Consider the following 19,561-nt stretch of genomic DNA (forward strand, 5'->3'; position numbering starts at 1 on the left):
TCCGTCACCAGCCTTTCGTCGCAGCTCACCGGGGCGGTACGGACACCGCTCCCGAGTCTGGCAACGAGGTATACCAACGCGCCGGGGCGGCGGACCAGACCGTCCCGATGGGCGAAATCCTCCCGATTCCGGTCTCGGCCCGGGCCCCGGATCGGGTGGCCGCACGGTTGACACCGGGCGCCTGGTCCGCCACCACACCGCCCGCCACCCACCACCCGATCGTGCGGGGACGCCTCAGCCGCCCTGCCCGTCGCCGAGCAGCTCCCCCAGGCTCAGCGCGCGCGGCCGGCCCGGACCGAGCCGGGCGACCTCCCGCTGCCAGTGCGCGAGGTCCCGCCGTGCGTCGGCCCGGGCCTCCGGGGCGGCGCCCGGCGCCTGCGTCAGCTCGTCCAGCAGGGCGACGGCCGCGCCCGGGCTGCCGTCCCGGGCCAGCCAGAGGGCCAGGTCGTGGCAGGTGCGCAGGGTGCGCGGGTCGGCCGGGCCGCAGATCCGGGCGAAGTCGGGGACGAGGGTGGTGAGGATCTCCACGGCCTCGGCCGGCTCGCCCGCCGCGCCGTGCTGCCAGGCGCGGTCGGCCCGTCGACGCAGCTGCTCCGGGCTGGGGTCGTCCGGGCGCAGCATCCCCGGGCGGACGGCGCGCAGCCGCTCCAGCACCTCGGCGGCGGTGGACGGCCGGTCCTCGGGCCGCTTGGCGAGCAGCTGGGCGACCAGGTCGGCCAGCGCCGGGTCCTTGCTGCGCACCCGGAGCGGGACCTCCTCCAAGTGCTTGTACATGTACTCGGTGGGCGACGCCGCGCGGAACGGTCGCGCGCCGGTGCAGACCTCGTGCAGCATGACGCCGAGTGCGTAGAGGTCGGCCCGGCCGTCCACCGTGCCGCCGGACCAGCACTCGGGCGCGAGGTACGGGACGGTGCCGATCACGTTGCCGGTGGAGGTGAGCCGGACGGTCTGGTTGACCAGTCGGGCGATGCCGAAGTCCAGGACCTTGGCCCGCTCCCCGTCCCGCGCGATCATCACGTTCTCGGGCTTGATGTCCCGGTGGACGACGTCCGAGCGGTGCGATGCGTCCAGCGCCTTGCAGACGTGCCGCATCCAGCGCAGCGCCTTCGCGTGGTCCGGCAGGCCGTCCTTGAGCACGTCGGACAGTGCCCGGCCGAGAACCAGTTCCATCACCAGGTAGGGGATCCTCCCGGAGCCGGCCGTCGTCCACCCGTAGTCGTACACGGTGACGATGTGCGGGTTGTTGAGGCTGCCGGCCGTCCTGGCCTCACCGACGAAGCGGGCGACCGCCTCCTGGTCGGTGGCGTGCTCGGCGAGCAGCACCTTGATCGCGACCTGCCGGTCGATGGTCGTGTCGGTCGCCCGCCAGACCACGCCGAAGCCGCCCCGGCCCAACCGCTCCTCCAGCCGGAAGCGACCGCCGAGCACTTCGTCCTTCTCCATGCCCTCCCCCAACTCGGCCGCGCCCGGCCGGGGTTCACGTCGGAGGGTCACCATAGCGGCGGGTGGGGACGAACAGGTGAACTGCCCCGGGCCGGGCGGATCCCGGAGGACCGCACGGGGACGGGGCCACCGGCACCCGGCGCGCCCGCGGGGTGCCTACGGCCCGAAGATCTCCTCCACCAGGTCCTCGTCGGAGACGTGGTCCGGGGCCTCGAACACCACGTCCGCGACGCCCTTCAGGCCGATCCCGCGGTCCAGCGCGGCCATGCAGGCACGGGCCTCCTCGTCGGTGGCGAAGTCCCAGACCCGGAGCCGGCGCACCAGCACCAGCGCCTCCATCGGGCTCATCCTCGGTGCCCGGCGCCGGTGCGGGCCGCCCGGGCCGCGGCGGCCCGACTGGGCGAGCCGCTGCTGGTATCCGGCCAGGTCCTGCCAGGCCTGGACGGTGCTCGGGTGGTGCTCGCCCAGCACCCGGGCGAGGTCCGGCAGCAGGCCGTGCAGTTCGAGCACGGCGCCCTGCAGGTCGTCCCGGTTGGCCCGGTGCACCGCGAGGTCGTGCCGGGCCTTCAGGACGCGGGTGTCCTGCGGACCCCAGACGGCGTGCAGATCGGGCAGCAGCTCGTACAGCAGCCGGATCGCGGTGACCGCAGCGCCGCTCTCGCCGATGCACCACACCAGGTGGTAGCGGGCGCCGAGGGTGTCCGGGTCGAGCGGGCCGAAGGCCGAGCGCATGTCGTCCACGACGCTCGTCAGCAGCCGGATCGCGCCGTCCAGGTCCCCGGTGCGGCTGAGGTACCAGGTGAAGTCCCGCCAGGCGCACAGGGTGTCCCGGTCGCTCGCGCCGAGCGCGGTCACGCACTCCTGGGCGACGGCCTGCAGCTGGATCGCCGACTCCCCGGCCGTCGCCGCCCGGTACGCGGCCGACCGCCGCTCTCGCAGCGCGGCCCGTACGGCGTCCGGCGGCGCCGCGGCGAGCACCGGAGGCGTGGTCAGCGGCGACAGCACCGACGGGGGCACGCTCGGCACGGCGGGCGGAGCGGCCGGCGGCGCAGCGGGCTGTGCGACCGAGGGCACGACGGGCGGAGCGGTCGGCGCGGGTGGCACCGCCGGTCCGGCGGCGTCCGGCACCGCCGGTCCGACCGGCGCCACCACCCCGGCCCCGGCCGCGGCCCGGTCCACCACCGTCGGCACCGCCGCCACCGGCCCCGCCCCGCCGGCCGGCGCCGCGGCCAGCTCCGCCAACCGCCGCTCGACCGTCCGGGCGTCGGCCGGCCGGTCCGCCGGGTCCTTCGCCAGCAACTCCGCGACCAGCCCGGCCACCTGCGGCGGCAGCCCGAACTGCGCCGGATCCAGCGCCGGGGGCGCCTCGTTGAGGTGCTGGTACATCAGCACCGGCGTCGAGTCCCCGCCGAACGGCCTTGCCCCGGTGAAGAGTTCGACCAGGACGCAGCCGAGCGCGTACAGGTCCGCCCGGCCGTCCACCCGGCCGCCGGTCCACCGCTCGGGCGCCATGTACGCCGGGCTGCCGACGATCGTCCCGGTGGTGGTCAGCCCGCCCGCGCCGGCGTCCAGCTGGGCGATGCCGAAGTCCAGCACCTTCAGGTGCCCGGCGTCGGTGATCATCACGTTGTCCGGCTTGATGTCCCGGTGCACCATGCCCGCGTCGTGCGCAGCCGCCAGCGCGCCGCTGATCTGCCGCCCCCAGCGCAGGCCGAGCGCGGGCTCGGGCAGCCCCTCGCGCAGCACCTCGGTCAGGGTGCGGCCGGTGAGCAGTTCCATCACCAGGAAGGTGACTTCTCGGTCGCCGACCTCGCACTGGCCGAGGTCGTGGACGGTGACGATGTGCGGGTGCGACAGGTTGCCGGCCGCGCAGGCCTCCCGCACGAACCGCAGCGCCGCCTTCGCCTGGTCGCCACCGTGGTGCCCGATGACCTTGACCGCCACCGGCCTCCGCATCCGGGCGTCCTGGGCCCGCCACACCACTCCGAAACCGCCCTGGCCGAGCTTCTCCACCAGCTCGTACCGGCCGTCCAGGACGTCACCGACTCGCACGCGCCCCTCCCCCATCCGCCATGACGCACAGGACTCTACCGACGCCGTCCACCGCCCCGGCCCGTGGCCTCCCGCCAGTGCCCGGCGCCGTCCGCCCGACCACCGCGCCGGCACCCCGGCCCGCCCCGGAACCCGCACCCCCGAGGCCCCTCCCCCCGCTCCCGGCCAGGTGGAAGGATGGGCACCGGGCCCCGCGACGGCGCGGGCGGCCCGCACCGGCAGAACCCGAGGAGCGCAGTCATGGCCAAGCAGGCCCCGCAGAGCGACCCGGCGCAGGACGCCCCCGAGGTGTCCGCGCCCCAGCACGCGGCCGCCGGACTGCCTGCCGTCGGCCACAGCCTGCGGATGGCCGCCGAGCAGATGGGTGCCCTGCGCACCCTCGCCACCCTGCGCAAGGTCAACCAGCCCGACGGCTTCGACTGCCCGGGCTGCGCCTGGCCCGAGCCGGACAAGACGCACACCGCCGAGTTCTGCGAGAACGGCGCCAAGGCCGTCGCCGAGGAGGCCACCGAGCGCCGGATCGGGGCCGAGTTCTTCGCCGCCCACCCGGTCGCCGACCTCGCCGAGCGCTCCGGCTACTGGCTCGGCCAGCAGGGCCGGCTCACCCGGCCGATGCTGCTCGACGAGGGCGCCACCCACTACACCCCGGTCTCCTGGGACGACGCCTTCGCGCTGATCGCCGAGGAGCTGCGCGCCCTGGACACCCCGGACGGCGCCGCCTTCTACACCTCCGGCCGCACCAGCAACGAGGCCGCCTTCGCGTACCAGCTGTTCGCCCGCCGGCTCGGCACCAACAACCTGCCGGACTGCTCCAACATGTGCCACGAGTCCTCCGGCTCGGCCCTCACCGAGACGCTCGGCGTCGGCAAGGGCAGCGTCAGCCTCAAGGACCTCTACCAGGCCGATCTGATCATCGTGGCGGGGCAGAACCCCGGTACCAACCACCCCCGGATGCTCTCCGCCCTGGAGCGCGCCAAGCGGGCCGGCGCCACCATCGTCAGCGTCAACCCGCTGCCGGAGGCCGGTCTGGAGCGGTTCAAGAACCCCCAGAACGCCCGCGGCCTGGTCGGCCACGGCACCAAGCTGACCGACCTCTTCCTGCAGATCCGCCTCGGCGGCGACCTCGCACTGTTCCGCGCGCTCAACCGGATCGTCCTGGAGGCGGACGGCGTCGACCGCGCCTTCGTCGCCGAACACTGCCACGGCTTCGAGGAGTTCGAGACCCAGGCCCGGAAGACCGACCGGGACGAGGTGCTCGCCGCCACCGGCCTGCCCTGGGAGCAGATCGAGGAGCTCGGCCGCCTGGTGCTGGGCTCGAAGAAGATCATCGTCTGCTGGGCGATGGGCCTCACCCAGCACAAGCACGCCGTCCCCACCATCCGCGAGGTGGTCAACTTCCTGCTGCTGCGCGGCAACGTCGGCCGCCCCGGCGCCGGGGTCTGCCCGGTGCGCGGGCACAGCAACGTCCAGGGCGACCGGACGATGGGCATCTTCGAGCGCCCGAGCAAGGCCTTCCTCGACGCGCTGGAGAACGAGTTCGGCTTCGAGCCGCCGCGCGAGCACGGCCTCGACTCGGTGGACACCATCCGCGCGATGCGCGACGGCAAGGTCAAGGTCTTCTTCGCGATGGGCGGCAACTTCGTCGCGGCCACCCCGGACACCGAGGTCACCGAGGCCGCGATGCGCCGCTGCCGGCTGACCGTCCACGTCTCCACCAAGCTCAACCGCTCGCACGTGGTCACCGGCGCCCGCGCCCTGATCCTGCCCACCCTCGGCCGCACCGACCGGGACGTCACCACCGCCGGTGCCCAGTTCGTCAGCGTCGAGGACTCGATGGGCCAGGTCCACTCCTCGCGGGGCGGCCTGCGCCCGCCGGCGCCCGGCCTGCTCTCCGAGACCGCGATCGTCTGCCGCCTGGCCCGTGCCGTCCTCGGCCCGCGGGACACCCTGCCGTGGGAGGACTTCGCCACCGACTACGACACCCTGCGCGACCGGATCGCCCGCGTCGTGCCGGGCTTCGCGGACTACAACGAGAAGGTCCGCCGCCCCGGCGGCTTCACCCTCCCGCACGGCCCCCGCGACTCGCGCACCTTCCCCACCGCGACCGGCAAGGCCAACTTCACCGTCAACCCGATGACCGCCCCCGAGGTCCCGCCGGGCCGGCTGCTCCTGCAGACGCTGCGCTCCCACGACCAGTACAACACCACCGTCTACGGCCTCGACGACCGCTACCGCGGCATCAAGGGCGGTCGCCGCGTGGTCCTGGTCAACCCCGCCGACGCCGCCGAACTGGGCCTCACCGACGGCGGGTACGTCGACCTGGTCGGCGAGTGGAAGGACGGCGTCGAGCGCCGCGCCCCGCACTTCCGCGTCGTGCACTACCCCGTCGCCCGCGGCGGGGCGGCGGCCTACTACCCCGAGACCAACGTGCTGGTCCCGCTCGACTCCACCGCGGACATCAGCAACACCCCGACCTCCAAGGCCGTGGTGATCCGCTTCGCCCCCGACACCGGCGAGTGACCCCGGGGGCCACGCGCTCCCGACGCACCCCGCGAACGCGGAAGGCCGCCCCACGTCCCCGGACGTCGGGCGGCCTCTGCGTCGGACCGGCGGGTCAGTGGGTCGGCGTGCCCAGCGGCAGCGTCGCCGTGGCCGAGCCCGCCTTGCTCGGGGTGCCGGCCGGGGTCCCCGTCGGGGTGCCCGTGCCGGTGGGGGCGGGCGTGGCCGGGGTACCGGTCGGCGTGCCGGGGCCGGTCGGCGTACCGGGTCCGGTCGGCGTACCGGTCGGCGTCTGGGTCGGAGCCGGCGTGCCGGTGCCCGACGGCGTCCCCGGGTCGGTCGGGGTGCCGGTCCCGCCGGGCGTGGTCGGCGGCGCGGTCGGGGTGGTCGGCGTCGTCGGAGCGCCGGTGGGCTCGCCCGGGGTGACCGGCGTCGTCGGAGCGCCGGTGGCCGGCGGCGTCGGCTTGGTCGGGCTCGGCGCGATCGGCGTCACGGAGTCCCAGCCGGCCGGCAGGTCGGGCACCTTCCAGGCGCCGCCAGCGTCGTCGGCCACGGCGGACGGGTCGGGCCGGACGGCCCCGAGGATCGGCATCGAGCCGATCGGCGACACCTTGATGAACGCCCCCGGCCGCGGGGCCTGCACGATCAGCCCGCCGCCGATGTACATCCCGACGTGCGAGGCGTCCTGGAAGTAGATCACCAGGTCACCGGGCCGCAGTTGGTTCAGCGCCACGTGCGGCAGCTGCGCCCACTGCTCCTGGCTGGTGCGCGGGATCGCCTTGCCGGCGTGCAGCCAGGCCTGCGAGGTGAGGCCGGAGCAGTCGTAGGCGTCCGGTCCGATGCCGCCCCACAGGTACGGCTTGCCGACCTGCGCCAGTGCGAAGGCCACGGCCCCGCGCCCCTGCTGCGAGGGCGTGCGCTCGCCCTTGCCGAGTGCTCCGGAGGCGAGGAACGCGAGCTGCGCCTCGTCGGCCGCCGCCTTCTCCAGCTGCTCCAGCTCGGCCCGCTGCGCGCCCGTCAGTGAGGCGACCACCTGCTCGACCGAGGTGAGGTCGGCGGCCACCTTGGCCTTGGCGGCCTCCTGCTGGGCGACCAGCCCCTGGGAGGTCTTCAGGGCCTCCTCGTTCTGCTTCTTCAGCCCGTCGAGCGCGTCCCGGTCGCTCTTCAGCCGGTCCAGGAACTCCGACTGCGAGCGGCTGGCCGTGGCGAGCAGCTCGGCGATGGTGACCGCCTCGTACGGGTCCTTGGAGAGCAGCAGCTCGGCGTACGCGGAGGCGGCGCCGTTGCGGTACTGCGCGGCGGCGAGTTGCGCGGCTATGTCGGTGCCGGTGTCGACCTGCTTCTGCTGGCGCTCCAGCCGGCCCTGCAGGTCGGCGAGGGAGGCCTGCTGCTCGGCCACCTTGGCCACCGTGCCGTTGTACTGCTCGGTGGCGGCCTCGGCGCTCTGGTAGAGCGTGTGCAGCTGGTCGAGCAGCGGGCCGAGGGTGGCCTTGGCGGCGGCGAGCGGGTCGGCGCCGGTGACGACCGTGCCGGCTCCCGGGTCGGGCGCCGCCCAGGCGGCGCCGGCGGCGGCCGGCAGGGCGAGTGCGGCGGCCGCGAGGACGGCTCCGCAGCGCAGGGCCGCCCGTACCCAGGGGCGTACGCCTGACGTCTCCGCTCGCTGTGCAGCCCCGCCCATGGGTTGGTCCTCCCCGCCCGTGCCCTGTCCCGGCCTCCCGGATCCCGCAGATCCTCCCACGGGTTACTCGCCGGAAACAGGGCGCACGCGGACTGGGAGGTTAATTCTCGATTGATCTGTGAGACAGCTCTCACCAAACCCGACCGAACCAGGGCGTTCTTCGCCGATGCCCGGTCCGGCACGGTCCAGGACACCCCGACGAAAGCTCAAAGTCACCCCCAGGCAACCATCGGAACCACGATTCGGGATCCAGTTCACCTTCCGTTTACCCAGCCGACCTACGGTCGCGACGTCATCAACGTCCGTGCGACAACTACGACGATTGTTTGGGTATGGAACACATCTCGTTCCTGGTGGCCGTTGTGATCATCACGGCGCTCGCCTTCGACTTCACCAACGGGTTCCACGACACCGCCAACGCGGCCGCCACCGCGATCGCGACCGGGGCCCTTCGTCCGAAGGTCGCGGTCACCATCGCGGCCGTCCTCAACTTCGCGGGCGCGTTCCTGTCCGTGAAGGTCGCCACCACCATCTCCGGCGGCATCGTCAACGAGAAGGCCGGGGTCCACCCCGAGATCATCTTCGCCGCACTGGCCGGAGCGATCCTCTGGAACCTGCTGACCTGGCTGCGCGGCCTGCCGTCCAGCTCCTCGCACGCACTGTACGGCGGCCTGATCGGCGCCACGATCGTCGGCGTCGGCATGAACGGCGTCAACTTCGACACCGTGATCACCAAGATCATCATCCCGGCGGTGGCCTCCCCGTTCGTCGCGGGCCTGGCCTCCTGGGGCGCCACCAAGCTGGCCTACGCGATCACCCGCAAGGGCAACGCCGCGGCCACCGAGAAGGGCTTCAAGACCGGCCAGATCTTCTCGTCCTCGCTGATCTCGCTCGCGCACGGCACCAATGACGCCCAGAAGACGATGGGCATCATCACCCTGACCCTGGTCTCGGTCGGCGCCCTGCCGCACGGCGCGCTGCCCCCGACCTGGGTGATCGTCTCCGCTGGTGCCGCGATCGCGCTCGGCACCTACATGGGCGGCTGGCGGATCATCCGCTCGATGGGCAAGGGCCTGGCCGACATCCGGCCGCCGCAGGGCTTCGCCTCCGAGTCGGCCGCCGCGACCGTCATCCTGACCTCCTCGCACATGGGCTTCGGCCTGTCCACCACCCAGGTCTGCTCCGGCGGCATCATGGGCGCCGGCCTGGGCGGCCCGAAGGGCGAGCTGCGCTGGAGCCTGGTCCGCCGCATGGTCTACACCTGGGGCCTGACCCTGCCGGCCGCCGCCGTGGTCTCCGGCGGCGCGGCCCTGCTGGCCGAGCAGGGCACCTGGGGCATCGTCCTGGTCGGCGTCGCGCTGGTGACCGGTTCGGGCGCGATGTGGCTGATCTCCCGCCGCCAGCCGGTCGGCGCGGACAACGTCAACGACGTCACCACGGTCGAGGTCGCACCGACCGCCGCCACCTCGAACGCCCCCACCCCCGCCTCGACCACGGTCGCGGCCTGAGCGCCGCCGGCTGAGGAGCACTCACCATGCACATCAAGTGGAACGCCCTGGCCCAGACCGCCGGCTTCAGCTTCGGCATCACCGTCGCCGTCGTCGCCGTCTTCGCGCTCGGCATCCTGGCGCTGTCCCGCCGCGAGGCCGCGCTGAGCGCCGCCCGCGAGGGTGGGACCGCCCCGGCTTCCGGCAGCGGCAAGCTGGCCCTGGCCGGTGCGTACGCCTGCTTCGCGGTCTGCGCCGCGGCCGTCTGCTACGGCCTGTCGCTGATCGCCGGTCACTAGCGACCGTCGGGGACCCGACGCGAAGGGGCCGGGGAGTGCACTGCGCACTCCCCGGCCCCTTCGCGTATCCCGACGCCCGGCCGGTCCTCCCGGCCGGTCAGTCCTCCTGGGTGGTCAGTCCTCCTGGGTGGTCAGTTCTCCTGGGTGGTCTTCAGCACCGTCTCCCGGATGAACAGCACGGTGACGAAGGCCAGCGCCGCGGAGGGTGCGGCCCACAGGAAGACCGTGCCGACGCCGTGGCCGAAGGCGTCCGTCACCAGCGGGACGATCGGGGCGGGCAGCCTGTGCAGGTCCGGGATGCCGCCGCCGGCCGCGGCGTGCCCGGCCGGGATGTGCGCGGCGGCCAGGTTCTCCGCCAGGTAGTGGCCGACCTTGTTCGTCATCAGCGCGCCGAGCGCGGAGACGCCCATCGCGCCGCCCATGGTGCGGAAGAAGGTGACCACCGAGCTGGCCGCGCCGAGCTCGTGCCGGGGCACCGTGTTCTGCACCGCGAGCACCAGGTTCTGGCTGGTCAGGCCGAGGCCGATGCCGGTGATCGCCATGTAGAGGGAGAGCAGCCCGTAGTCCGTGTCGGCCCGGGCGGTGCCGAGCAGGCCGAAGCCGACCGCGAGCAGCGCGGTGCCGGCGACCAGGTAGGCCTTCCACCTGCCGTACTTGGTGATCAGCCGGCCGGCGACGGCCGAGGAGACGGCCAGGCCGAGGATCATCGGCAGGGTCATCAGGCCGGCCGTGGTCGGGGACTTGGCGCGGGCCAGCTGGAAGTACTGGCTGAGGAAGGTGGTCGCGCCGTACATCCCGACACCGACCAGCACGCTGGCCAGGGCGGCCAGGGTGACGGTGCGGTACTTGAAGAGGTCCGGCGGGATGATCGGCTCGGCGGCACGGCGCTCGACCACGACCGCCAGCGCGCCCAGCACCAGGCCGCCGCCGACCATGGCCGCGGTCTGCCAGGACAGCCAGGCGTAGTTCTTGCCGGCCAGCGTGATCCAGATCATCAGCAGGCTGACCGAGGCGGTGATGACCAGCGCGCCCAGGTAGTCGATCTTCGCCTTGCGCCTGACCACCGGCAGCTTGAGGGTCCGCTGGACGACCACGATCGCGGCCAGCGCGAACGGGATGCCGACGTAGAAGCACCAGCGCCAGCCCAGCCAGGAGGTGTCCACGATGACGCCGCCGATCAGCGGGCCGCCGATGGTGGCGAGCGCGAAGACCGCGCCGAAGTAGCCGCTGTACCGGCCGCGCTCGCGCGGCGGGACCATCGCGGCCAGGCAGATCTGGCCCAGTGCGACGACACCGCCGGCGCCGACGCCCTGCAGCGCGCGGCAGGCGATCAGCTCACCGGTGTTCTGCGAGAGGCCGGCCAGCGCGGAGGTTGCGATGTAGATCAGCAGGGCGATCTGCAGCAGCAGCTTCTTGCTGGCGAGGTCGGAGAGCTTGCCCCAGATCGGGGTGGAGGCGGTGAGGGTGAGCAGGGCCGCGGTGATCACCCAGGTGTAGGCGGACTGGCCGCCGTGCAGGTCGGCCAGGATGTGCGGCAGGGCGTTGGAGACGACGGTCGAGGAGAGCACGGCCACGAAGAGGCCGAGCAGCAGGCCGGAGAGCGCCTCCATGACCTGCCGGTGGGTCATCTGTCGGTTGTCGACGGCGGCGGCACTGCCGCTCACCGCCTCGGTGGTCACGGTCATCTGGGTCCTTCGGCGCAGGCGTGCGGGATACGCGCATCATGAAAGTTTGTTGCCTTAAGCAACCATAAGAGGAGATGGTTGAATTAGGCAACATTCTTCAAGGCCGAGTAAAGGCCCGAACCGCGGACCCCGGACGCAGCTGCGCGAACGTGCGGGTCACACCTGCGCGAACGCGCGGGTCAGTCGGCCGACGGCTCCCCCAGGACGTCGTTGAAGCGGCCCAGCAGCTCCGCGAAGCGGACCACGTCGTCCGGCGACCAGCCGCCCATCACCTCGCGCACCCGGCGCATCCGGACGTCCCGGGCGGCCAGGTAGCGCGCCCGCCCGCCCTCGGTCAGCGACACCAGCGCGGCCCGGCGGTCCAGCGGGTCGGCCTCCCGGGCCACCAGGCCGAGCTCCTCCAGCGCCCGGATCTGCCGGCTCACCGTCGCCTTGCCCACCGCGAAGTGCACGCCGACGTCGGTCACCCGGACCTGACCGGCCTGCTCGATGTAGCCGAGCATGCTGTACGCCATGCCCTCCAGTCCGGGGTGCACCCGGCGTGAGAGTTCCGCCACTCTGGCCCGGCCCCGCCGGAACATCAGCGCGACCTCGCGCTCCACCGCCACCAGGGCTTCCTCGTCGCTCACCGCGTCAGTATCGCCCAGCGGCAGCGGCCGGCCCGTGCGCGGGAGGTGCGACAAGCCAACTACTTCATGGTATGAAGTATCGGTTCTGGAAGATCCGTTTTCCCCCGTTACGCAAGGAGATGTGGATGGCAGCCCCGGGGCAGGGTTTCGTCGCCGAACTGAAGAGCGCGGTCACACCGCGCGCGGCACTGCTCGTGATCGGAGTGCTGCTCCTCCAGCTCGGCTTCATCACCTCCTACATCGGGGCGCTGCACAAGCCCGCCCCGCACAACCTCTCCATCGCGGTGGTCGCCCCGCCGCAGGTCGCCCCCAAGCTGATCGGGGCGCTGGAGGCGGTCCCGAACGACGCCGTCAAGGCCGTCACCGCGCCGGACGCCGAGACCGCGACCGCGCAGATCAAGGACCAGAAGGTCTACGCCGCCTGGGTCGTGAACCCGACCGGCACCGAGGACACGCTGCTGGTCGGCGGCGCCCGCGGCCCGTCCGCCGCCAAGGCCGCCGAGACCATCACCACGGCGATCGACCGGACCCAGGGCCGTACGGTCAAGGTCCAGGACGTCGTGCCGCTCGCCAAGGGCGACACCAACGGCCTCTCCTCCTTCTACCTGGTGATCGGCTGGTGCGTCGGCGGCTACCTGGTCGCCTCGATCCTCGGCATCAGCGCGGGCTCCAAGCCGGCCAACGCCCACCGCCTGCTGATCCGCCTCGGCGTCCTGGCGCTCTACTCGGTCGCGGCCGGCATCGGCGGCACGATCATCGCCGGACCGGTGCTGGACGCGCTGCCCGGCTCGATCCTCGCCCTGTCCGCCATCGGCGCCCTGGTGGTCTTCTCGGTCGGCGCGTTCACCATGGCGCTGCAGTGCCTGTTCGGGATCATCGGCATCGGCATCGCGGTGCTGGTCTTCGTCGTCCTGGGCAACCCGAGCGCGGGCGGGGTCTACCCGGCGCCGATGATGCCGCCGTTCTGGCGGGCCATCGGCTCGGTGATCCCGAACGGCGCGGGCACCAGCGTCACCAAGTCGATCGCCTACTTCGGCTCGACCAACCTGGGGATGCCGCTCCTGGTCCTGGTGGTCTGGGCGCTGGTCGGCATCGGCGTCGCCTTCCTGGCCGTCCTGCGCGGCCCCCGCGCCGAGCAGCCCGAGCGCGAGCCCGTCAGCGTCGAGGCCTGATCCTCACCGCCACCCCGCTGCACCGAGCCCCCGGCCCCACCGGCCGGGGGCTCGGCCCGTTCCCGGCGGGGGGCTCGGCCCGTTCCCGGCGGGGGGCTCGGCCCGTTCCCGGCGGGGCGGGCCGTAGGAATAGGAAGGGGTCAGCCGCCCGAGAGCAGCCCCGGGTCGGCGACGATGGCGCGCACGACGCTCACCGCCGCGCCCAGCAGCGGGCCGCGGCGGCCCAGCCGGGAGACGGTCAGCCGGTCCTCGACCCAGGGCCGGACGGTGACCCGGGCAGCCAGCTCGGTGCGCATGGCGGGAAGCAGCCAGGGCGCCAGCCGGGCGAAGCCGCCGCCCAGGACGACCTCGGCCGGGTCCAGCAGGTTCACCGCGCCGGCGGCCGCGATGCCCAGCGCCGACCCGGCGCCAGCCAGGGCCGCTCGGGCCGACTGCTCGCCCGCCCCGGCCCGGTCGGCGAGCAGTGTCACCCAGTCGCCCCGGGCGCCGGTCAGGCCGGCCGCCGCCAGCACCGCCGCCTCGCCCGCGTACTGCTCCAGGCAGCCGTGCGCCCCGCAGGCGCAGCGGGGCCCGTCGGGGCGGACCGGCACGTGGCCGAACTCGCCCGCGTGGCCGCGCGCGCCGCGCAGCAGCCGCCCGCCGACCACGATCGCCGCGCCGACCCCGGCCTCGGCGGAGACGTAGAGGAAGTCCTCCGCGCCGTCGCCCAGCCAGCGCTCGGCCAGCCCGCCGAGGTTGGCCTCGTTGTCGGCCTCGACCGGCAGCTCGGCCAGGCCGTCCGCGGCCGGTCGCAGGGCCGCGCGCAGTTCGGCGGCCACCGGGACGTCCTGCCAGCCCAGGTTGGCGGCACGCTGCAGCACCGCGCCGGAGTCGCCGACCAGTCCGGGTACGGCCAGGGTCAGTCCGGCCGGGCGCAGGCCCGCCTCGGCGACGGCCGCGCGCAGCAGCCGGGCGAGGTCGGCCATGACGGCGGCGGGTTCCCGGCCGCGGTTGGAGATCTCCTGGCGCCGCGAGGCGCGGACCTCCCCGCGCAGGTCGACCACGCAGGCGCCCAGGTGGCGGACGCCGATCTCGGCGCCGAGTCCGCCGGGTCCGAGCGGGTTGAGTCCGAGCGCGGTGCCGGGGCGGCCGACCTTGCCGCTGGGCGCGGCCGGGCCCGCCTCGACCACCAGGCCGCCGGCGATCAGCTGTTCGGCGAGCGAGGAGACCGCGGCCCTGGTCAGTCCGGTCTCGGCGGCCACCTCGGCGCGGGAGCGCGGGCCGCGTGCGATCACCCCGAGCACCAGGGCCAGGTTGGCCCGGCGCATGCCCTGCTGGCTGGCGGGCCCGGTCCGGACACCGTCCGGTTCGTGCATCAGGCTCACCTCGCCCCCTACGGCACATCCCGTGGCATCTCGGGTGCAGCGTAACCGGGTTCCGGGGACACCGTCCCCACCAGGCCGGGTGCGACCGGGGGGTGCTCGGCGAGCCGGGTGAAGACCCACCGCTGCATCGCCCAGAAGCGGAACAGCATCGCGACGAAGGTGCCGACCACCATGCCGCTGAGGAAGTCCGCGACCTCCTGGGCGAAGGAGCTGACGTAGGGCTCGCGCAGGTCCAGCACATACCGGGAGATCGCCAGCGGTACGTCGTTGACGCCGATCGCCACCGCGCTGACCAGGAAGAACAGCAGGGCCTCGCGCTGCCGGCCGCCGGCCCGGAAGGCCCAGCGGCGGTTCAGCACGTACGAGACGACGGTGGCGATCACGGTCGCGACGGTCAGCGCGACCACCGGCTTGTGCTGCAGCACGGTGAACTTGAGCTCCAGGTTGATCACCATGGTGAGCACGAAGCAGGTGCCCCCGACCAGCAGGAACTTCACCAGCCGGCGGTGGCGCACCAGGAAGGGGCGCAGCCGGTCCGGCACCCGGGCCAGGGCGCGCTGCGTGGGGGACGGCATCTCCGCAGTCTCGCACGCGGAGATGCCGTCGGCCCCCGGAACCGGCGACCGCGGATCAGGCGGCCGCCACCAGCACCTCGGCCGGCTCCAGCGCCAGCTTCAGCACCTCGCGGACGTCCGACACCGGGTGGACGGTGAGCCGCTCCAGCACCTCGGCCGGGACGTCGTCCAGGTCGGCCTCGTTGCGCTTGGGGATGATCACCGTGGTGACCCCGGCCCGGTCGGCGGCGAGCAGCTTCTGCTTCACCCCGCCGATCGGCAGCACCCGCCCGGTCAGCGACACCTCGCCGGTCATCGCCACGTCGGTGCGCACCTTGCGGCCCGAGAGCAGCGAGGCCAGCGCCGTGGTCATGGTGATGCCGGCGCTCGGCCCGTCCTTGGGGACGGCCCCGGCCGGTACGTGCAGGTGCACGCCGCGGTCGCGCAGCGAGGTGACCGGCAGTTCCAGCTCGGCGCCGCGCGAGCGCAGGAAGGAGAGCGCGATGTGCGCGGACTCCTTCATCACGTCGCCCAGCTGCCCGGTGAGGGTCAGCCCGGTGCCGCCGGTCTCGGCGTCGGCCAGCGAGGCCTCGATGTAGAGGACGTCGCCGCCGGCACCGGTCACCGCGAGGCCGGTGGCCACGCCGGGGACGGCGGTGCGGCGTTCGGCCGGCTCCTGGGCGGACTCCGGCACGTGGTGCGGCCGGCCGATCAGGGCGCGCAGGTCCTCCGCGTCGACCGCGGCGGGCAGCTCGCGCTCGCCCAGCTCGGCCTGCGCGGCGATCTTGCGCAGCACCCGGGCGATCGAGCGCTCCAGGTTCCGGACGCCCGCCTCGCGGGTGTACTCCCCGGCGAGGCGGCGCAGCGCCGTCTCGTCCACGCTGACCTGCTCGCCGCCGAGGCCGGCCTTCTCCAGCTGGCGCGGGAGCAGGTGGTCGCGGGCGATGACGACCTTCTCGTCCTCGGTGTAGCCGTCCAGCCGGACCAGCTCCATCCGGTCGAGCAGCGGCTCGGGGATGGCCTCCAGCACGTTGGCGGTGGCGAGGAAGACGACGTCGGAGAGGTCGAGCTCGACCTCCAGGTAGTGGTCCCGGAAGGTGTGGTTCTGCGCCGGGTCCAGCACCTCCAGCAGGGCGGCGGCCGGGTCGCCCCGGTAGTCGGAGCCGACCTTGTCGATCTCGTCGAGCAGGACGACCGGGTTCATCGAGCCGGCCTCCTTGATCGCCCGGACCAGCCGGCCGGGCAGCGCGCCGACGTAGGTGCGCCGGTGGCCGCGGATCTCGGCCTCGTCCCGGACGCCGCCGAGGGCGACCCGGACGAACGTGCGGCCCATGGCGCGGGCCACCGACTCGCCGAGCGAGGTCTTGCCGACGCCGGGCGGGCCGACCAGGGCCAGCACGGCGCCGCCGCGGCGGCCGCCGACCAGGCCGAGCCCCTGCTCGGCCCGGCGCTTGCGGACGGCCAGGTACTCGACGATGCGCTCCTTCACGTCGGCCAGGCCGGCGTGGTCGGCGTCCAGCACCGCGCGGGCGCCGGCGATGTCGTAGGCGTCCTCGGTGCGCTCGTTCCAGGGCAGCTCCAGGACGGTGTCGAGCCAGGTGCGGATCCAGGAGCCCTCGGGCGACTGGTCGGAGGCGCGCTCCAGCTTGTCGACCTCCTTGAGCGCGGCCTCGCGGACGTTCGCCGGGAGGTCGGCGGCCTCGACCCGGGCGCGGTAGTCGCCCTCCTCGTCGACCGCCTCGCCGTTCAGCTCGGCCAGCTCCTTGCGGACGGCCTCCAGCTGGCGGCGGAGCAGGAACTCCTTCTGCTGCTTGGCCACGCCCTCCTCGACGTCCTTGCGGATGGTGTCGTTGACCTCCTCCTCGGCGAGGTGGTCGCGCAGCAGGGTCAGCGCGTACTCCAGGCGGGCGACCTGGTCGGCCTCCAGCAGCACCTTGAGCTTCTGTTCCGCGGTGACGAAGGGCGCGTAGCCGATGTTGTCGGCGAGCTCGCCGACGCCCTCGATCTGGGCGACCCGGTCCACGATCTGCCAGGCGCCGCGCTTGCGCAGCCACTGGGTGGACAGCGCCTTGTAGTCCCTGACCAGCTCGGCGGCCCGGCCGGCCACCGGGGTGCCCACCGAGGACTCCCGGAACGGGGTGGTCTCCACCCAGAGGGCGGCGCCGGGGCCGGTGGTGCCGACGCCGATCCGGAGCCGGCGCACGGCGCGCACCAGCGCGACCGGCTGGCCGGCGGTGTCCGGGCCGTCGGCCAGCCGGCCGACCTGCTCCACGGTGGCCAGCGTGCCGGCCGCCGCGTACGAGCCGTCCACCCGCGGGACCAGCAGGACCTGCGGCTTGCCGCCCGCGGCGGCCGCGGCGCGGGCGGCCTCGACGGCGGCGCGCACCTCGGTGTCCTTCAGGTCCAGCGGGACGACCATGCCCGGCAGGACGACCTCGTCGTCGAGTGGCAGCACGGGCAGGGTGAGCGGAGTGGACGTCGATGCCATGATCTCTCCCCAGTCAGTGAAGTTGAGTCGACCTGACTAAGGCTCCACAGGGGCCGGATGTTCCCGGGGGTTAGTTCGCTGCGAGCGAACACGATCCGGCCGGGAAGGCCACTCGGACGGGCCTCGGCCGGGCTGTCAAAAGCACACCTGGGAAGCACCCGGCGAATCTGGGGGATTCCTGGACGCGCCAAGGGAGCCCCGGCGCACGGACCTCGGCGCACGGAAACCCGGCGCACGGAAACCCGGCGCACGGAGCTCGGCGCGCGAGCCTCAGCGCGCGGTCCGCACCCGCGCCCCGCCGCGCGCGGGTGCGGCACCGCCGACCGTCGCGATGCCGGGCCGGAGCGGGCGCCGCTCGATGCGACGCAGCCAGCGCCACAGCACCACCCCGGTGAGCACCGCCGCCGGGTGCCCCACCGCGGTGACCACGTCCTTGTCGGAGGCGATCTGCTCGGCGATCATCAGCCCGGCACCGCCCAGCGCGAGCAGCCGCCCGCGCCAGGAGAGCAGCCCGGCCACCGCGCCCAGGCAGGCGAGCACGCCGTAGCTGACCCCGATGTCCAGGTGGTCCATCGCCTCGGGCGCCATCCGCCCGGTCTCCACCGCGAGGATCACCACGCCCTGGGAGAGCAACGTGGCCGCGACGTGCCCGATCGCGAAGACCACCGCAGCCCGGGCCGGCCCGACCTTGCGCTCCAGCGGCGCGAGGGTGAAGGCGAATCCCCACAGGTACGGCATCCACACCTCGCCGGCCACCCAGAATCCGCTCAGGACGAGGGCGCGGACGGGATGCTGGAGCAGGTTGTGGCCGTCCGAACTGGAGGCCTCCTGCAACCGCTGCACGAGTTCCGGATCGGCGAGCCCGGCGAAGGTCGTGGTGGCTCCCACGACGGCGAGGTATCCGAGCGTGAAGGGGTTGCGCCGGGGCGTCGGTACGCGCTCCAGCAGCCATTGCACGACGGCGGTGCGCAGTCCGTGCCGGAGCATTCCGTACGGCACTCCCGCGGGTGCGCGCCCGTCGGCGTCCCGCCGCACTCCCGCCATGCCGCCTCCGCTCCACCTCCGCAGCCACCGGCCCCCTCCCGGTGCCCAACGCACCGGCGCGCACCGCGGATTCCGCCCGGTCGGGTGTTGTCGTGCCCACGGTACGTCGAGGTTCTGAGAGGCAGCTGGGAAAAGCCGGTGAAGACCGTCGCCGTAACGGAGTGCCGGATTCCCTACATTGGTCCAGACCTTCTTTCCATTGACGCGTCAGTAGGGCCTCTGACCGGCGACTTGGCGTCAACTCGACTGCATACGTACCGTTACGCAGTGAAAATTCGCCGGGTAAGGTATCGGCCCGTGCCCACTCGTGCAGTGGGTCAGCGGGCGGCCCGAACAGCCGGCCCACGGGCCGGAAACGTCCGGTCCACCTGCCGGAAAGCATCCGTTGTCCGTACGCTGCGAAGTGCGCGGGAGAAGTGGGCGGCCGACTAAACCGTCCTCGCCTCCCGATCGCGCGGCGGGACGGCGGACCCGGCACAGTCCACGACGGAACAAGACTACGAGCGGAGCCCCGCCATCCCCACAGGTGGCCGGCCCGCAGCCCTGGGGGCGGTGGCGTGACCGTGACAGAAATTCAGCAGGACAACGTCAACACCGGCGGCACGGTGAGCAGCCAACGCAGAGTGCTGGTGGTGGAGGACGAGCCGACGATCGCCGAGTCGATCGCGGCCCGACTGGGCGCGGAGGGCTTCAAGGTCGCCGTGGCCCACGACGGCCCCGGCGCGGTCGACGGCTTCCACACCTGGCAGCCGGACCTCGTCGTCCTCGACATCATGCTGCCCGGCTTCGACGGCCTGGAGGTGTGCCGCCGGATCCAGGCGCAGCGCCCGGTGCCGGTGCTGATGCTGACCGCGCGCGACGACGAGACGGACCTGCTGGTCGGCCTCGGCGTGGGTGCGGACGACTACATGACCAAGCCGTTCTCGATGCGCGAACTGGCCGCCCGGGTCAACGTGCTGCTGCGCCGCGTCGAGCGCGCCCAGCAGGCCGCCCGCACGCCCGCGCTGGGCAGCCTGCGCTTCGGCGAGCTGGAGATCGACCACGTGCAGCGCCGGGTCCGGCTGGCCTCGGGCGACGTCCACCTGACGCCGACCGAGTTCGACCTGCTCGCCTGCCTGGCCGCCCAGCCGCGCGCGGTGCTCACCCGCGAGCAGCTGCTGGCCGAGG

Annotated in this window: 14 protein-coding genes; 5 read left to right on the forward strand and 9 right to left on the reverse strand. The window is 73.6% G+C overall.

Annotated features, from left to right (window positions below; translation table 11 throughout):
• Positions 1-234: 234 nt before the first annotated feature.
• A complete protein-coding gene (locus ABTY56_RS34895; protein ID WP_350633398.1) occupies positions 235-1,443 on the reverse strand; it encodes a serine/threonine-protein kinase in 1,209 nt (402 codons plus the stop codon).
• 156 nt (positions 1,444-1,599) lie between these two features.
• Positions 1,600-3,495 carry a serine/threonine-protein kinase gene (locus tag ABTY56_RS34900; protein ID WP_350633399.1) on the reverse strand — a complete coding sequence of 632 codons (1,896 nt, stop codon included), beginning with the start codon at positions 3,493-3,495 and terminating at the stop codon, positions 1,600-1,602.
• Between the two features lie 240 nt (positions 3,496-3,735).
• On the opposite strand from ABTY56_RS34900, the gene ABTY56_RS34905 reads away from it, so the two are divergent.
• On the forward strand, positions 3,736-6,015 hold the full coding sequence (locus ABTY56_RS34905) for an FdhF/YdeP family oxidoreductase (protein ID WP_350633400.1): 2,280 nt from the start codon (positions 3,736-3,738) through the stop codon (positions 6,013-6,015).
• Between the two features lie 94 nt (positions 6,016-6,109).
• Here ABTY56_RS34905 and ABTY56_RS34910 read toward each other — a convergent pair whose 3' ends face one another.
• Positions 6,110-7,672, reverse strand: coding sequence for a C40 family peptidase (locus tag ABTY56_RS34910; protein WP_350633401.1), 1,563 nt, complete (start codon positions 7,670-7,672; stop codon positions 6,110-6,112).
• A 332-nt stretch (positions 7,673-8,004) separates the two neighbouring features.
• On the opposite strand from ABTY56_RS34910, the gene ABTY56_RS34915 reads away from it, so the two are divergent.
• Both ABTY56_RS34915 and ABTY56_RS34920 read left to right on the forward strand, forming a co-directional pair.
• Complete coding sequence (locus ABTY56_RS34915) at positions 8,005-9,180, forward strand: inorganic phosphate transporter (protein ID WP_350633402.1); 1,176 nt, start codon at positions 8,005-8,007, stop codon at positions 9,178-9,180.
• Positions 9,181-9,206: 26 nt separating this feature from the next.
• The gene (locus ABTY56_RS34920; RefSeq protein ID WP_350633403.1) at positions 9,207-9,458 is read left to right on the forward strand and encodes a hypothetical protein; all 252 of its coding nucleotides are present in this window, start codon (positions 9,207-9,209) and stop codon (positions 9,456-9,458) included.
• Between the two features lie 131 nt (positions 9,459-9,589).
• Here the strand turns inward: ABTY56_RS34920 and ABTY56_RS34925 are convergent, their stop codons facing one another.
• Together ABTY56_RS34925 and ABTY56_RS34930 are read right to left on the reverse strand one after the other, a co-directional pair.
• On the reverse strand, positions 9,590-11,086 hold the full coding sequence (locus ABTY56_RS34925; RefSeq protein ID WP_502893255.1) for an MDR family MFS transporter: 1,497 nt from the start codon (positions 11,084-11,086) through the stop codon (positions 9,590-9,592).
• Between the two features lie 236 nt (positions 11,087-11,322).
• The gene (locus tag ABTY56_RS34930; protein ID WP_350633406.1) at positions 11,323-11,772 is read right to left on the reverse strand and encodes a MarR family winged helix-turn-helix transcriptional regulator; all 450 of its coding nucleotides are present in this window, start codon (positions 11,770-11,772) and stop codon (positions 11,323-11,325) included.
• A 125-nt stretch (positions 11,773-11,897) separates the two neighbouring features.
• On the opposite strand from ABTY56_RS34930, the gene ABTY56_RS34935 reads away from it, so the two are divergent.
• The gene (locus ABTY56_RS34935) at positions 11,898-12,944 is read left to right on the forward strand and encodes a YhgE/Pip domain-containing protein (protein WP_350633408.1); all 1,047 of its coding nucleotides are present in this window, start codon (positions 11,898-11,900) and stop codon (positions 12,942-12,944) included.
• Positions 12,945-13,084: 140 nt separating this feature from the next.
• Here the strand turns inward: ABTY56_RS34935 and ABTY56_RS34940 are convergent, their stop codons facing one another.
• The 4 genes from ABTY56_RS34940 to ABTY56_RS34955 form a co-directional block, all read right to left on the reverse strand.
• Positions 13,085-14,299 (reverse strand): ROK family transcriptional regulator, encoded by a 1,215-nt coding sequence (locus ABTY56_RS34940; RefSeq protein WP_350633409.1) that lies wholly within the window; start codon positions 14,297-14,299, stop codon positions 13,085-13,087.
• Positions 14,300-14,316: 17 nt separating this feature from the next.
• Positions 14,317-14,883: a GtrA family protein gene (locus tag ABTY56_RS34945; RefSeq protein ID WP_350633411.1), complete on the reverse strand. Its 567-nt coding sequence runs from the start codon at positions 14,881-14,883 to the stop codon at positions 14,317-14,319.
• 55 nt (positions 14,884-14,938) lie between these two features.
• Positions 14,939-17,350: an endopeptidase La gene (gene lon, locus ABTY56_RS34950; RefSeq protein WP_350633413.1), complete on the reverse strand. Its 2,412-nt coding sequence runs from the start codon at positions 17,348-17,350 to the stop codon at positions 14,939-14,941.
• 270 nt (positions 17,351-17,620) lie between these two features.
• Positions 17,621-18,394, reverse strand: coding sequence for a rhomboid-like protein (locus tag ABTY56_RS34955; RefSeq protein WP_350633415.1), 774 nt, complete (start codon positions 18,392-18,394; stop codon positions 17,621-17,623).
• 563 nt (positions 18,395-18,957) lie between these two features.
• Between ABTY56_RS34955 and ABTY56_RS34960 the strand changes: the two genes are divergently transcribed.
• On the forward strand, positions 18,958-19,561 hold a 604-nt coding region (locus tag ABTY56_RS34960; protein ID WP_350633417.1), incomplete at its 3' end, for a response regulator transcription factor.

This window comes from Kitasatospora sp. NPDC097691 (assembly GCF_040302665.1).
Lineage (GTDB): Bacteria > Actinomycetota > Actinomycetes > Streptomycetales > Streptomycetaceae > Kitasatospora.